The 13,870-nt window shown below is 71.0% G+C and carries 13 protein-coding genes; 7 read left to right on the top strand and 6 right to left on the bottom strand.

Annotated features, from left to right (window positions below; translation table 11 throughout):
• Positions 1-18: 18 nt before the first annotated feature.
• Positions 19-1,404: an MFS transporter gene (locus AC07AG_RS04040; protein WP_478751571.1), complete on the bottom strand. Its 1,386-nt coding sequence runs from the start codon at positions 1,402-1,404 to the stop codon at positions 19-21.
• A 144-nt stretch (positions 1,405-1,548) separates the two neighbouring features.
• Between AC07AG_RS04040 and AC07AG_RS04035 the strand changes: the two genes are divergently transcribed.
• Entirely contained in the window at positions 1,549-2,235 is a 687-nt protein-coding gene (locus AC07AG_RS04035; protein WP_478751569.1) for a DUF2848 domain-containing protein, read from the top strand.
• Between the two features lie 53 nt (positions 2,236-2,288).
• Here the strand turns inward: AC07AG_RS04035 and AC07AG_RS04030 are convergent, their stop codons facing one another.
• On the bottom strand, positions 2,289-3,227 hold the full coding sequence (locus tag AC07AG_RS04030) for a LysR family transcriptional regulator (RefSeq protein ID WP_478751567.1): 939 nt from the start codon (positions 3,225-3,227) through the stop codon (positions 2,289-2,291).
• A 233-nt stretch (positions 3,228-3,460) separates the two neighbouring features.
• On the opposite strand from AC07AG_RS04030, the gene AC07AG_RS04025 reads away from it, so the two are divergent.
• The 5 genes from AC07AG_RS04025 (at position 3,461) to AC07AG_RS04005 (ending at position 9,926) form a co-directional block, all read left to right on the top strand.
• Complete coding sequence (locus AC07AG_RS04025; RefSeq protein ID WP_478751565.1) at positions 3,461-4,762, top strand: cytochrome ubiquinol oxidase subunit I; 1,302 nt, start codon at positions 3,461-3,463, stop codon at positions 4,760-4,762.
• Between the two features lie 95 nt (positions 4,763-4,857).
• On the top strand, positions 4,858-5,880 hold the full coding sequence (cydB, locus tag AC07AG_RS04020; RefSeq protein ID WP_478751563.1) for a cytochrome d ubiquinol oxidase subunit II: 1,023 nt from the start codon (positions 4,858-4,860) through the stop codon (positions 5,878-5,880).
• A gap of 33 nt (positions 5,881-5,913) precedes the next feature.
• On the top strand, positions 5,914-7,671 hold the full coding sequence (cydD, locus tag AC07AG_RS04015; protein ID WP_478751561.1) for a thiol reductant ABC exporter subunit CydD: 1,758 nt from the start codon (positions 5,914-5,916) through the stop codon (positions 7,669-7,671).
• Entirely contained in the window at positions 7,668-9,464 is a 1,797-nt protein-coding gene (gene cydC, locus AC07AG_RS04010) for a thiol reductant ABC exporter subunit CydC (RefSeq protein ID WP_478751559.1), read from the top strand. Before cydD ends, cydC begins: the two co-directional genes overlap by 4 nt.
• 36 nt (positions 9,465-9,500) lie before the next feature.
• Positions 9,501-9,926: a DUF6299 family protein gene (locus AC07AG_RS04005; protein ID WP_478751557.1), complete on the top strand. Its 426-nt coding sequence runs from the start codon at positions 9,501-9,503 to the stop codon at positions 9,924-9,926.
• Positions 9,927-9,959: 33 nt separating this feature from the next.
• Here AC07AG_RS04005 and AC07AG_RS04000 read toward each other — a convergent pair whose 3' ends face one another.
• From AC07AG_RS04000 to AC07AG_RS03990, 3 genes are read right to left on the bottom strand one after another with little or no spacing between them, the layout of a single operon-like run.
• The gene (locus AC07AG_RS04000) at positions 9,960-10,922 is read right to left on the bottom strand and encodes a DUF3500 domain-containing protein (protein WP_478751555.1); all 963 of its coding nucleotides are present in this window, start codon (positions 10,920-10,922) and stop codon (positions 9,960-9,962) included.
• Between the two features lie 21 nt (positions 10,923-10,943).
• Positions 10,944-11,288, bottom strand: a complete 345-nt coding sequence (locus AC07AG_RS03995) for a VOC family protein (protein ID WP_478751553.1) — start codon at positions 11,286-11,288, stop codon at positions 10,944-10,946.
• Between the two features lie 46 nt (positions 11,289-11,334).
• Positions 11,335-11,952, bottom strand: coding sequence for a hypothetical protein (locus AC07AG_RS03990; protein WP_478751551.1), 618 nt, complete (start codon positions 11,950-11,952; stop codon positions 11,335-11,337).
• 139 nt (positions 11,953-12,091) lie between these two features.
• Here AC07AG_RS03990 and AC07AG_RS03985 point away from each other — a divergent pair, with 139 nt between their 5' ends.
• Positions 12,092-12,946: an alpha/beta fold hydrolase gene (locus AC07AG_RS03985; protein WP_478751549.1), complete on the top strand. Its 855-nt coding sequence runs from the start codon at positions 12,092-12,094 to the stop codon at positions 12,944-12,946.
• A 70-nt stretch (positions 12,947-13,016) separates the two neighbouring features.
• Here AC07AG_RS03985 and AC07AG_RS03980 read toward each other — a convergent pair whose 3' ends face one another.
• Complete coding sequence (locus AC07AG_RS03980; protein ID WP_478751547.1) at positions 13,017-13,808, bottom strand: alpha/beta fold hydrolase; 792 nt, start codon at positions 13,806-13,808, stop codon at positions 13,017-13,019.
• Positions 13,809-13,870 lie beyond the last annotated feature (62 nt).

Genomic DNA, 13,870 nt, shown 5'->3' with positions numbered 1-13,870 from the left:
GGAGGGCGGTGCCGCCGGTCACGGCACTCGGGTGGCGGGCACGGCCGCCTCCGTCGCGCCGTCGCCTGCGCCTGCGCCGACGCCCGCGAGCAGCGCGTCCTCCTTCTCGGCGTGGGCGGAGTCCCTGCCCAGGCAGAGGCCGATGAGGGTCACGGCTGCCGCGGCGGCGAGGTAGAGCGCCAGGGGGACCCAGCTGTCGTACGAGCTGAGCAGGGCGGTGAACAGCAGCGGGGCGACCGCTCCGCCGATGAGGCCCGCCAGAGTGTAGGCGAGCGAGGAGCCGGTGTAGCGCAGGCGGGGCGAGAACTGCTCGGCGACGAAGGCCGCTTGCGGGCCGTACATGAAGGAGTGGATGGCCAGGGCCACCACGACGCCGCACACCAGCAGGATCCAGCTGCTGCCGTCGACCACGAGGAAGAACACGAAGGGCCACGCCCCCGCGGCGAGGGCGGAACAGCCGTACAGCAGACGGCGGTTGACCCGGTCGGACAGGGCGCCGGCCAGCGGGATGAGGAAGATCTGCAGGAAGGAGCCGAGCAGGACGGCCGTCAGGGCGGAGCCGCGGCTCATGCCCAGTTCGTCGGTGGCGTAGGTGAGGACGAACACGGTGAACATCGCGTAGAGCACATCGGGCGCGACCCGGCTGAGGATCGCGGCGCACAGGGCGCGGGGCTGGGTGGTGAAGACCTCGCGGATGGGTGCCTCGGGCCGGGATTCCTCGGCTTCCATGGCCTTGAAGACCGGGGTCTCCTCCAGCTTCGCCCTGATCCACAGCCCGAAGGCGACCAGGACGCCCGAGAGCAGGAAGGCCACGCGCCAGCCCCAGGAGAGGAACTGCTCCTCGGTGAGCAGTACGCCCAGGGCTGCCAGCACGCCGTTGGCCAGGAGGTTCCCTGCGGGCGGTCCGACCTGTGCGGCCGAGGCGTAGAAGCCACGGCGGCGGGGGTCGCCGAACTCGCTGGACAGCAGGACCGCGCCGCCCCATTCGCCGCCGACCCCGACACCCTGCGCGAACCGCAGCACGACCAGGGCGATGGGGGCGATGGCGCCCGCGGTGGCGTGCGTGGGCAGGACACCGATCAGGAACGTGGCCGCGCCGATGAGGACCAGGGTGGCGATGAGGACCTTCTTGCGGCCGATCACGTCACCCAGGCGCCCGAAGACGAACCCGCCGAGCGGGCGCGAGACGTAGCCGACGGCATAGGTGGAGAACGCCAGGAGGGTGCCGGTGAGGGGGTCCTCCGAGGGGAAGAAGAGATCACCGAAGACGAGTGCCGCGGCGGCGGAGTAGACCGCGAAGTCGTACCACTCCAGAGCGGTCCCGGTGAGGCTGGCGAAGAAGGCCCGGCGGATGCCGGAGCGGTCCGGCGAGACCGCCGGTGGGCCCTGTGGGGTGTGCTGCATGCTTCCCGATCCTTGCGTCGAGGGACATCGACCTGGACATCGACCTTCCGGCATACTTCTTGTATACAGGTCGTATGCGCAACCCCCTCGCCGGAAGTTAACCGTGTCGAGACTCGAGACCCGCCCTCATTTCTGGAGTGCCCCATGACCGTGCTGACCTTCGAACTCCCAGACGGCTCCACCCGCGCTGTCGACGTCGTGCAGGTGCTCAACGCCGGATACGCCGGACGCGAGCAGGCCGACGTCGCCGCGCACGTCGCCGAGCTCGCCCAGCTCGGGGTGCCCGCGCCGTCGGTGACCCCGGCGCTCTACCCCGTCTCCCCCTACCTGGCCCAGCAGACCGACCGGGTCGCCGCCCCGCACGCCCGCACATCGGGCGAGGCCGAATGGGCACTGGTCGTCGCGGACGGCGGCGAGCTGCTCCTCACGGCCGCCTGCGACCACACCGACCGCGACCTCGAGGTCCACGGCGTGGCCTGGAGCAAGAACGCGGCACCGGACGTCCTGGCCCGGCAGGCCTGGCTTCTGGCCGACGTCGAGTCGCGCATCGACGAGCTGACCCTGCGCGCCTGGGTCACCCACGACGACGGGGAGGCCGAGATCCAGGACGGCACGCTCGCCGAGCTGCTCACCCCCGGCTACTGGGCTGGCGTACTGCGCGAACGCGGCGCCCTGACACCCGGCACCGTCCTGATCTCGGGCACCATCCCCATGGCCGACGGCGTGGATCAGTTCGCCGACGGCTGGCGCGTGGAGCTTGGCGACCCCGTCACCGGCAACACGATCCGGCTCGCCTACGAGGTGGCGCCCCTGCCCCAGCCCATCGGCTGAGCCTCACGGGCCGACTGCCCCCTTGCGCGCGCCGGGAGTGCTGTGGCGGCCGGTCATGTGGCGACCGCCTCGTCCCCCTCGCGGCGCGCGTCGGGCAGGCGCAGGCGGTGAGTCATGAAGGGGGTGCCGGTGATGAACTCCCGGAACTTCAGGGCGGCTTCGGACAGGTAGCTGTCGCGGCTCCACACCAGGGTCAGCACCCGTTCGCAGTCGGGCGCTTCCACCTCGACCCAGGCCACCGGGACGCGTGTCTCCGTTCCGGCCTCGCGGGACATCGCCGGGATGAGACCGATGCCGAGTCCCGCGCTGATCATGTCCTGGCTTGCGCCCGGCTCGTCGCCCTCGCAGGAAAGCAGCGGCGTGAGCCCCTCGGCCGCGAACAGCCGGTCCAGGAGGGCGCGTTGCCAGTGGCCCGTGCGCGTGGTGACGAAGGGTTCGTCGGCGATCTCGGGGATCGTCACGCTCTCCCGCCCGTCGAGCCAGTGCCCCGGCGGCACCGCGAGCAGCACATCCTCGCGCGCGAGCTCGACCGACTCGAGGTTCGCGCCGGTCAGCGGCTGTGACGCCACACAGAAGTCGACCTCTCTGGTGCGCAGCCGACGGTCCATCTCCTGCGCGGTCGACTGGAAGAGGCGCACATCGGCCCGGGGGTGATCGGCCCGGAAACTGCCCAGCAAATGAGTGACCGTCAGAAGTGTCTCGGAGGCCACGCTGACGCGGCCGAGGCCGGTGTCACGGGCCTCACGCACGGCCCTGCGGCCGTCGTCGAGCTCGCTCAGGGCGCGCTCGACATGCCGCAGGAACATCGCGCCGTACGGATTGAGCCGGATGCGGCGGCCCTGCCGGTCGAAGAGCGGGGAGCCGAGTTCCGACTCCAGGCGCGCGATGGTGCGGCTGAGTGAGGGCTGGGCGACGCGCAGTTCCTGCGCGGCGCGGCTGATGTGCTCGTAACGGGCGACGGCCTGGAAGTAGCGCAACTGCAGAAGATCCATGGTCCACCTTCACTTATGCCTTCTGGGTCATCTTCACATGGCAAAACAGGTCTTGGAATGCATAAGCGATCCTCCCTACGGTCTTCAGCAGGGCCCCTTGAAGGCCCGCGAAGGTCCTGCGAAGGCCGCGCGAAGGCCCCGCTCCGGCAATCGGCCGACGGGGCGCCTCGCGGCGGCATCGCGCATCCGGCCGGCCGCACGACCGGCCACCCGTCCCGTAGGAAGGTCCCCCCATGAGCGCTGCGGATCTGGCCCGACTCCAGTTCGCGGCCACGACCGGCATCCACTGGCTGTTCGTGATTCTCACCATGGGGCTCGTCCCCCTCGTGGCGATCATGCACACCCGGGCCGCGTACACCCGAGATCCCGCCAAGAGAGCCGTCCGGGAGCGCATGACCCGCTTCTGGGGCCAGCTCTACGTCATCAACTACGCGGTCGGCATCGTCACCGGCCTCGTCATGGAGTTCCAGTTCGGCCTCAGCTGGAGCGGCCTGAGCAAGTTCGCGGGCAACGTCTTCGGCGCCCCACTGGCACTCGAGACACTCATCGCCTTCTTCGCCGAGTCCACCTTCCTCGGCATGTGGATCTTCGGATGGGGGCGCATGCGCAGGGGCGTGCACGTCACGCTCATCTGGCTGGTCGCCCTGACCGCGTACGCCTCCGGGTACTGGATCATGGTCGCCAACGGCTTCATGCAGCATCCCGTGGGCTACGAAGTGCGCGACGGCGCCGCCTACTTGACCGACTTCGGGGCGCTGCTCACCAACTCCAGCGCGCTGGTCGCCCTCCTCCACATCGCACTGGCCGCGCTGACGACGGGCGGTGTCTTCATCGCCGGGGTCAGCGCCTGCCACTTCCTCCGGCGCACCACGGAGACCGAACTCTTCCGCGGCTCCATGCGCCTGGGGCTGTGGGTCGCCATGGTCACCTCCTTCTTCGTCGTCATCGTCGGCGAGATGCAGCGGCCCGTGATCGAGCGGACCCAGCCCATGAAGGACGCGGTCCTGGAGAACAGCGGCGTCGCCGAGGCGCAGGCACAGCTCGTCGAGCAGCACGGGCCCGGCGACTACGTGCCCTGGCAGGACACGATGCGGATCTCCATGGACGTGATGACGATCATCGGCAACACCGTCTCCACCATTACGCTCATCGCCGTCATCCTGCTGTGGAAGAACCGGCTGATGCGCTGGCGCCCGGTGCTGTGGGTGCTGGTGGTGACGGTGCCGTTCCCCTTCATCGCCTCCGTGGGCGGCTGGGTCGTGCGTGAGGTCGGGCGCCAACCCTGGCTCGTGTACGGCGAGTTGACGGTCGAGGACGCGCTCTCCCACGTCAGTACGGCCGCGCTGGCCGTGTCCTGCACCGTGTTCATCGCCATCTTCATCGCCCTGGCGGTGACGAACTGGACGCTCATCACCCGCTTCGCCCTCCGCGGCCCGGACGCCACCCAGCTCGGCTCCACCGAGCCGCTCCCCGACGACCTGCCCGAGGGGCCAGGGGGCGACGCCGAGGAGAAGCTGCCGGTTCCGGCCTTCTGACGCGGGTCGACGACCGGCACACACGAACACCGCACCGGCTACCGGCATGAGCTCCCCTGCCGCACCTCCCCTGCCACAACGGAAAGTTGAGCGAGATGAGTCTGGAGACCGCCTGGCTGGCCCTCCTCGGCCTGCTCCTCGCCGGGTACTTTGTGCTCGGCGGCTACGACTACGGCGTACAGATGCTGCACCCCTTCCTCGGCGACCGAGGTGACCGGAGCGATCCGGGTGACCGGAGCGCCGCGCTCGATGCCATCGCACCCTTCTTCCTGGGCAACGAGGTCTGGCTGGTCGCCTTCGCGGGCGTCCTGTTCGGCGCCTTCCCGCACCTGGAAGGCACCCTCCTGTCCGGCCTGTACCCCCTGATCGTGGCGATCCTCGTCGGCCTGGTCCTCGGCAACGCCGCGATCCAACTGCGCCGCCGCGCCCACAGTCCGCGCGGGCGACGACGGTGGGACGTCCTGATCGTGTTCGGCGGGGCACTGCCCGCCGTGTGCTGGGGACTTGTCGTGGGCCTGTTGCTCCACGGCGTGCCCCGCCGGGCCGACGGGAGCTTCCACGTCGGATTCGGCGACGTGTTCTCGCCGTTCACACTGGCCTGCGGCATCACGACCGCGCTGCTCTTCGCGGCGCACGGAGCGGCCTTCGTCGCACTGCGCTCGGGACCCGACCTCGCCTCCACAGCAAGCCACTTGGGTGCCTCTTTGCTGCGTGGGGCCGCCGCCGTGGGCACCCTCGCCCTGCTCCTCACGCTCTTCGGAGCGGGCGCCTCGATGACGAACCGCGCCACCTCGGTGGTCATCGCCGCCCTGTTCGCGGCGGCACTCGCCAGCGCCTGGTGGCACTTCTCCCACGGGCACAACGTCCTCGCCTTCGCGGCCACTTGCTGCACCGCGGCGCTGCCCGTGCTGCTCGTGGGAGCCGGCCACTACCCCTACCTCCTGATCAGCTCGGCGGGTGCGGGGCTGACCGTCGACCACGCCGTCACCGACGGCGCCACGTTGAAGATCCTCAGCGCGTTCGGGGTCCTGGTGATCCCTGTGATCCTCGCGTACCAGACATGGAGCTGGTGGGCCTTCCGAGGACGGACCGGCCGCCGTCACCCCAGCTACTTCTGAGCCCCGGAACGCGACGGAGAGAAGGAACCACGGATGAAGCCCGTCGAACGCCGCCTGATGCGGGAACTCCCGGTACTGCGCCGCCACATGACGTACTCCTCGATGCTGGCGCTCCTCGGCGCCGGGCTCGTCGTCGCCCAGGCGGTCCTGCTGGCGACGGTCCTCGCGGACGGCTTCGACGGGCACCCACTCCGGTTCACACCGCCGGCCGCACTGGCCGCGCTGGCCGCCGTCATGGCGCTGCGCGCGCTGCTGACCTGGGCCCGCGGAGTGCTCGCGCAGCGCACCGCCGCCGAAGCCAAACGCAGCCTGCGCGAGCGCATCACCGGCCGGCTGCGGCACACCAGCCCTCTGCGGCTGACGGCCCGGCGCCACGGCGAGACGGCCACCCTGCTCACCCGTGGCCTCGACGCCCTGGACGCGTACGTCGTCGGCTATCTGCCCACGATGACGGCCACCGCGGTGGTGCCCCTCACGGTCGTCGCGTGGCTGGCGTGGACGGACTGGACATCGGCGCTGATCATCGTCGTGACGCTGCCGCTGATCCCCGTGTTCGGGGCGCTGGTCGGCGCCCACACCGCCCGGCGCACCGCCCGGCAATGGCAGCTGCTGTCCCGGCTCGGCGGTCACTTCCTGGACGTGGTGGCCGGGCTGCCGACGCTGCGTGCGTTCGGCCGCGAGCGGCACCAGGCGAGGGTGGTGCACGAGATGGCCGACGCCCACCGGCGGGCCACCATGCGCACGCTGCGCGTGGCGTTCCTGTCCTCCTTCGTCCTGGAGACGGTCGCCACTCTCTCCGTGGCGCTGGTCGCCGTTCCGGTCGGACTGCGGCTGCTCGATGGCGAGTTGGACCTTCGTACGGCCCTGGTCGTCCTGTTCCTGGCCCCCGAGGCCTATCTGCCGCTGCGTGCGGCGGGCGCCGCCTTCCACGACAGCTCCGAGGGCATCGCCGTGGCCGAACGTGTCTTCACCATCCTCGACGATCCGGACGACCGGGACTCGCCCACCGAGCATGCCGCCGAACGCACCCCGGTGCCCGCCGCCGGTGCGGCACGACTGTGCCTGGAGCGGGCCACGGTCCACTACCCGGGCCGCGCCGAGCCCGCCCTGCGCGACGTCTCCCTCTCGCTGCGCCCCGGCGAACACGTGGCCCTCGTCGGCCCGAGCGGCGCGGGCAAGTCCACGCTCCTTGCGCTGCTCCTCGGCTTCACGGCCCCCGTCTCGGGCCGGGTCACGGTCGACGGCACCGACCTCGGCGACCTCGACCCCGACCCATGGCGCGCCCAAGTGGCGTGGGTGCCCCAGCGCCCGCACCTGTTCGCCGCCACTGTCGCGGACAACATCCGCCTCGCACGCCCCGACGCGAGCGACACCGAGGTCCGCAGGGCGGCCCGCGCCGCCTTCGCCGACCTCTTCATCGAGGAACTGCCTCAGGCGTACGACACGGTGCTCGGCGAGCGAGGCGCCGGGCTCTCCGCGGGGCAACGCCAACGAATCGCCCTGGCCCGCGCCTTCCTCAAGGACGCCCCCGTACTGCTCCTGGACGAACCGACCGCCCACCTCGACCCGCAGAGCGAGGCCACCGTCACGCGCGCCACCGTCCGCCTCATGCGCGGCAAGACCTCGATCGTGGTCGCCCACCGCACGAGCCTGCTGCCGCATGTCGACCGGATCGTCACGGTAGAGGCGGGCCGCATCGTCTCGACCCGACCTGCCCCACCGGACCACCACCCTGCCCACTCAGCCCATCCGACCCAACCGGTCCTCGTAGAAGGGCTGCTGGCCCCATGACCCTTCACGCCGACGTCGCCTGCTCCTCCCCGGCGCGGACGCCACGTCCCACCCTCCGCCTCCTGCGCCACCTCCTGCCGTACTGGCGGCGACTGCTGCGCGGCACGCTTGCCTCGGCGGGCAGCGAGCTGGCCGCCGCCGCGCTGATGTCCACCGCCGCCTGGCTGATCACCCGCGCCGCTGAACAGCCGCCGCTCGCCTCGGTGAGCCTGGCCATCGTCGCCGTCCGCGCCCTCGCGCTGGGGCGCGGAGCACTGCGCTACACCGACCGGCTCCTTGGCCACGACGGCGTGCTGCGGGCCGTCGCGGGCTTCCGCACCCAGGTGTACGAGGCGCTCGTGCCCCTCGCTCCCGCGGGCACCCCCGCCTTCCGCAGCGGCGACCTGCTCACCCGCCTGGTCGACGACGTCGACGCCGCGCAGAACCTCCTGCTGCGGGTCCTGATCCCGGTCACGGCCGCCTGCGCGGTCGGCGCCTGCGCCACCACCTTGACCGCGGCGCTGCTGCCGCAGGCGGGCGTGCTCCTGGGGCTGCTGCTTGCCGTCGCGGGACTACTCGTACCCGCTCTCGTACTGACGCTGTCCGGCCGTACGAGCCGCGCCGAGAGGACAGCGCGTGCCGAACTCGCCGCACTCACCGTGGACTTGACGCAAGGCGCGGCGGACCTCGCCGCCTGTGGCGCCCTGGACCGCGCTCACGAACGGACCAGTCTCACCTCGGCACGGATCGCCGCGCTGGAGCGCAGGGCAGCCTGGACCACCTCGCTCGCCTCGGCCACGGCCCTGCTCCTCCAGGCCGCGGCGACGGTCGGCGTCACCTGGCTCGCGCTCCGCGCCCACGCGGCGGGGGAACTGCCCGCCGTGCACCTCACCGTTCTCGCGGTCCTGGCGCTGGTCTCCTTCGACGCCCTCGCCCCGCTGCCCGCTGCCGCCCGCCACCTCGCTCAAGTGCGTGTCAGCGCAAGCAGGTTGGCCGATCTGCTCGACACTCCGCCCCCCGTCGCCGAGCCGCCCTCACCAAGCCCACTCCCCATGCACGGAACCCGCGGACCACTCGGTGTGGACATCACGGACCTGCGCGTACGCCACCGTCCCGACGGCCCCCCGGCCCTGGACGGAGTGAGCCTGCGCCTGCCACCCGGGCGCCTGACCGTGCTCCTGGGCCCCAGCGGCTCCGGCAAGTCGACGCTGATCGCCACGCTCATGCGATTCGTCCCCTACGAGGCCGGAAGCATCCGTATCGGCGGACGCGAACTGCACGACTGCGCGGGCACCGACGCCCGCCGCGCGATCACCGGCATGACCCAGGACGCCCATGTCTTCCACACGACCATCCGGGCCAACCTCCTCCTGGCGCGCCCCGATGCCACGGACGGCGAGCTGCACGAAGCAGCCCGCGGAGCCCGGCTCCTGGAGTGGATCGAATCCCTTCCCGACCGCTGGAACACCCTCCTCGGCGAGAACGGCTCCACCATGTCCGGCGGCCAGCACCGACGCCTGCTCCTGGCCCGAGCCCTGCTCGCCGACCCGCCGGTCCTGGTCCTGGACGAACCGACGGAGGGCCTGGACCCCGAGACCTCCGCTGCCGTGCTCGCCGACATCCTCCAAGCCACCGACGGCCGCACGACCCTCCTGATCACCCACGACACTTCGGGCCTCACCACGGCCGACCAGACCCTCACCCTCGACCACGGCCGCATCCGCTCCCTCACCTCCACGCCAAGGCACCGGCAGGATCAACATGAGGGCCCTCGCGCCGTGTCGGCCCAGCCCCGTGCACGAGGCCCGCTATAGATGGAACTCCGTGTTCCTCCTGCCCCAAGAGGCCCCATGTCACTGCGCCAGGCTGCCACGGCCATCGCCGCCTCGCTGTTCCTGCTCACCGCACCGGCCGCCGACGCGTTCGCCGCACCGGACGAGACGGTGACCGTCGACCCCACCGGCCGCCTCGCCCCGGACGGCACCGTCACCCTCTCGGGCACCTATCGATGCACCGGCGGGAACGGCAGCGTCTTCGTGTCCTCATCCCTCGCACAGAACGATCGCCGTGTCCGGCACGGCATCGGCGGCACCCGCGCGGTCTGTGACGGCATGGAGCACGCCTGGACCAACACGGGGCGGCCCTCTCCCGCCGGCCTCAAGCCCGGCACCGCCCACGTCGAAGCCACCGTGATGGAGCTGACGACCCAAGGCGGCCTTCCGCTCCCGCACTTCCACGCCGCGCAACGGCAGGACGTCACGCTCACCGAGAGCTGACACGTCGACGTCGGCCCAGGTCAAAGCGCTCTTCTACCGGTGCTGCTCCGTGTAGTGCGCGCGTAGCAGGTCAGCGCCCCAGTCGTGGCGCACGTGCCGCCAGACCGAGTGGGCGTGATTGCCGCCGTCCTGGGTGTTGTCGTACTCGATGAGCAGGTCCGGGGCCCGAACGCAGTAATAATGCCGGTCCCCGGGTGCGCGGCCACCGGCCCAGGCGAAGGACAGGGCGTCCAGCCCCCGCGCCACGGTCTCGGACCAGCATTCCCGCGCGTACGCCGCGGGCGCGCGGTCGAGGTAGCGGCGCACCAGGCGTTCGAGCAGCCGCTGCTGACCGGGGGTCATCTCGCCGTAGGGCAGGCCGGCAGGCAGCAGGTCCGGATCGGCGAACGGGTCGGCGCGGGTCAGGATGTCGTCCGGCGGAACGGCGGAGAAGACGGCCACCGCTCGCCGACCCACGTCCAGGTCCGTGACCAGCTCCCGGGCCAGGTCCTCCTCCGGGCCCAGCAACCGGCGGCCGGCCTGCGGACCGTCGACGATGCGTGCCGGTTCCGCCCCGACGAAGTGCGGCGTCACCCGCATCCCGGCCGCCGTGATCACTACGTGTACGGCGAGATGGTGTCCGTTCATCCGCCAGCCCCAGGGGCCGTCGCCGTCCGGGTCGCCCAGCAGCCGCACCCAGTAGCGGTCGGCCCCCGTGGCGCCGACCATGGCGCGGCGGTGCCGCTCCACCTCGATGGCCCCGCGCGCCAGCTCCGCTCCCGCCGCACTGTGCGCCGCCGACAGGAGCGCGTCGACGGCCTCGCGCTGCTCGCCGCCCAGACCCTCGGTGGACAACCCGGGGCGCGAGCCCGGCAGATACGTCCACTCCCGCAGCTCGGGCGCGTCCAGCCGGGCGGGCCCCGCGCGCAGCTCGCGCACCTGCTCCGGCTCGAGGACCGACAGCAACGCACGCACCGCCTCCCGCATCTGCGCGGCAGGCTCCTCCGATCGGTCCACGTCCACCGTCCGCCCGTCCCTTCAGTCCTCCGCGCCGCCGCCGAATCCGATCTCGTTGCCGTCCGGATCGCGGAAGGTGGCCTTACGGACGCCGTTGGCGTACGTCTCGCGTGTGTCCGGCTTCAGACCGCGCTCGGCGATCTCGGAGATGCGGGTGTCGAAATCCCCGACGAAGACGGTGTGCAGGGCGTGCCCCGCGTGCTCGGGCCGCACCTCGATGAACACGTACCGGTGCTCGGCGAGCTCCCACACCGCCTCGGTGTCGTTGGGCAGGAAGGACGGTGGCTTGCCGAGAAGTCGCTCGTACCAGGCCACCGCCACGGTGTAGTCGCCGACAGGAATTCCCGCGAACAGGTCTACGGTCATGCGGCCATGCTAAGCACGCCGCGCGCCTGGGCAGGGGATCCCCACGTCATCCGTGCCGGACGAAGATCTCCCGGACCTCGGCCAGTGCTTCGTCCTTCTCCTCGGCGCTGTCGTACCAGTTGTCGGCATCGCGGTACGCGACGAACGCCTCGGGAGTGAACTCCTGGCCGAGCAGGTAGTCGTCGAGGCAGTAGCCGAATCCGGACTCGGCCATCGGGTCGATACCCTCCTGGTCGCAGTGGTCCAGGAATCCCTCGGCGGCCCGCCACTGCTTGCCGTCGAACCAGAACACGCCGCCGGCGTAGTGGATCGTCTCGTCCGTCCCCGGCTCCGTGAGGTTCAGGGATTCGTAGTTCTCCGGACGGTTGCGCACCAGCTGGACGAGGTCCGCGGGGACTCCGCCGTAGAGCGACTCCTGCTCGGCGTAGCTGCCTTCGGCGTAGAGGTTCAGGTCCGACTCGTGATCGAAGGTCAGCAGCATCGCGCGGCCGTCCGGCGCGAAGTACCACACGGCCGACTGCCCACCGCCGTCGTTCCAGGCGAACCTCTCCGCGCCCTCGACCGCCGTCGGCGAGACATCGACAATGGTGTGGATGATCGCGGCGCGGCGCCGTATCTCCGCGATCGGGGTCGCCTTCAGGGCGTCCCAGGTGTCTTCACTCATGGGCACAGATTAATGACCGGCTTCCGTCACTCCCCGGCAGGGCCTGCCTGCGGGCCGAGGTCACCCCACCGGCTGCGTCCCCCACGGACGTATCCGATTCGCGCTTGTTCCGAAGATCCGTTCGTTAGAGGCTATGGGGATGCAAAATCAGCCGACATTCGTACTTGTCCACGGCGCTTTCGCCAACTCGTTCTCGTTCGCGCCGCTGCAGGCCGAACTCGCCCTGCTCGGGCACCGCTCCGCCGCGCTCGACCTTCCGGGGCACGGGTTCGACGCGACCTTCGCCGCGTCCTACCAAGCGCCTCAGGATCTGGACGCGCTCGCAGCGGAACCAGGGAGAATCAAAGGGGTCACGCTTGCCGACAATGCCGCCCGCGTCATCGAGGTCCTCGAGCGGGCGAAGCAGAACGGGCCGACCGTCCTCGTCGGCCACAGCAGGGGTGGCGCCACGATCACCGCGGTCGGCAACGCCCGGCCCGATCTCATCGACCGGATCGCTTACGTCGCTGCCTGGTGCCCCGTCGACCTGACCGTCGGCGACTACTACGCCGAACCGGAGATGGCCGGCGTCGACCCGGGTTCCTTCGCGGCCGCCCTCGTCGGGAACCCTGCCGAGCTCGGTGTGCTGCGGGTCAACTTCCGCACGGCGGCGCCCGAGCCGCTCGCCGCGATGAAGCAGGCCTTCGCCGCCGATCTCACCGATGACGAGTTCCGTACGTTCCTGAACACCTTCCAGCCCGACGAGAACCTCGACGTCGGCACGTCGGCCGACAGGACGCAGGCCGCGACGTGGGGTCGCATTCCCAAGTCGTATGTACGCCTGACCGACGACGCCAGCATCCCGCTCGCCATGCAGGACCGCATGATCCGTGAGGCCGACGCGCTCACCCCCGACAACCCCTTCGATGTCGGGACCGTCGAGTCGAGCCACCTGAGCTGGCTCGTCCACCCCAAGTCCGCGGCCAAGGTGCTCGTGGGCCTCGCGGAGCGCTGACGGTTCCCTTCTGGCCGTCGCGGTACGTGACGCGGCCCGGCGTGGTGGTCGCGCCGGGCCGCCGCTTCACCTAACCCCACAGTTCGCGCAAGGCGGCGTTGACGGCGGCGGGTTGCTGGGTGTGCGGGTAGTAGCCGTCCACGCGCAGCAGCCGGGCCCCGACGGCGTCGGCCACGGCTTCGGCGCAGGCGATCAGCGGTTCGCCGGCGTACGTGCGGTACATCTCCGGCGCGTCCTGCCAGGTCCCGCAGATCACCAGCGCGGGCCACGACGCGGCCCGCAACGGCTGCAGGGGCACGGTCGCTTCCCATACCGGACGTTCGCGCATCGAGGTGGCCACGGCACGCAGGCGCTGCGGGGTGGGGTCGGGCATGGCCATGCCCAGACCTTCTGTGGAGGCACGCAGGTACTGCTCCGGTGTCACCGATTCCGGCAGGCCCGCACTGCCTCGCACCCGTTCCAGCATGGCCTCGACCACCGGGTGACCGGCGGCAGCGGAGAAGGCCGCGGGCTGAATCAGCGTCAGGGACCGTACGAGGTCGGGGCGGCGCCCGGCGGCGAGCATGGCTGCCAGGCCACCATTGCCGTGACCGACCAAGTGCGCGCCGGTGTCCTGCCGTTCGAGGAGTTCCACCAAGTCGTCGGCGTCGGTGTCGAAGTCACTGCGGTCGGTGTCGGGGCTGCGGCCGTAGCCACGGCGGTCCACCAGCAACAGCCGGTGGCGATCGGCCAAGGGCCGCTGGGCCGCGAACCCGTACGCCTCGTCACTGCCCCACGTGAAAATATTGTGGGCGAAGACCGCGGGGGCCGCTGCTCCATCACCACCGGTCTGGTCCCACATCGTCACGTGTATCGCACTCATCGCCGATCTCCCTCCCTCGTCCAGGCTCGGCACCTGCTGCCGGAACTCTTGTGGCCTGCCGT

The organism is Streptomyces sp. NPDC044044, assembly GCF_056434405.1.
This window is presented reverse-complemented; position numbering and strand designations above follow the sequence as displayed.

Excerpts from the sequence above, each read along its gene's own strand:
- AC07AG_RS04040 (WP_478751571.1), bottom strand. The coding sequence starts at position 1,404 with ATGCAGCACACCCCACAGGGCCCACCGGCGGTCTCGCCGGACCGCTCC.
- AC07AG_RS04035 (WP_478751569.1), top strand. The coding sequence starts at position 1,549 with ATGACCGTGCTGACCTTCGAACTCCCAGACGGCTCCACCCGCGCTGTC.
- AC07AG_RS04030 (WP_478751567.1), bottom strand. The coding sequence starts at position 3,227 with ATGGATCTTCTGCAGTTGCGCTACTTCCAGGCCGTCGCCCGTTACGAG.
- AC07AG_RS04025 (WP_478751565.1), top strand. The coding sequence starts at position 3,461 with ATGAGCGCTGCGGATCTGGCCCGACTCCAGTTCGCGGCCACGACCGGC.
- cydB (WP_478751563.1), top strand. The coding sequence starts at position 4,858 with ATGAGTCTGGAGACCGCCTGGCTGGCCCTCCTCGGCCTGCTCCTCGCC.
- cydD (WP_478751561.1), top strand. The coding sequence starts at position 5,914 with ATGAAGCCCGTCGAACGCCGCCTGATGCGGGAACTCCCGGTACTGCGC.
- cydC (WP_478751559.1), top strand. The coding sequence starts at position 7,668 with ATGACCCTTCACGCCGACGTCGCCTGCTCCTCCCCGGCGCGGACGCCA.
- AC07AG_RS04005 (WP_478751557.1), top strand. The coding sequence starts at position 9,501 with ATGTCACTGCGCCAGGCTGCCACGGCCATCGCCGCCTCGCTGTTCCTG.
- AC07AG_RS03995 (WP_478751553.1), bottom strand. The coding sequence starts at position 11,288 with ATGACCGTAGACCTGTTCGCGGGAATTCCTGTCGGCGACTACACCGTG.
- AC07AG_RS03990 (WP_478751551.1), bottom strand. The coding sequence starts at position 11,952 with ATGAGTGAAGACACCTGGGACGCCCTGAAGGCGACCCCGATCGCGGAG.
- AC07AG_RS03985 (WP_478751549.1), top strand. The coding sequence starts at position 12,092 with ATGCAAAATCAGCCGACATTCGTACTTGTCCACGGCGCTTTCGCCAAC.
- AC07AG_RS03980 (WP_478751547.1), bottom strand. The coding sequence starts at position 13,808 with ATGAGTGCGATACACGTGACGATGTGGGACCAGACCGGTGGTGATGGA.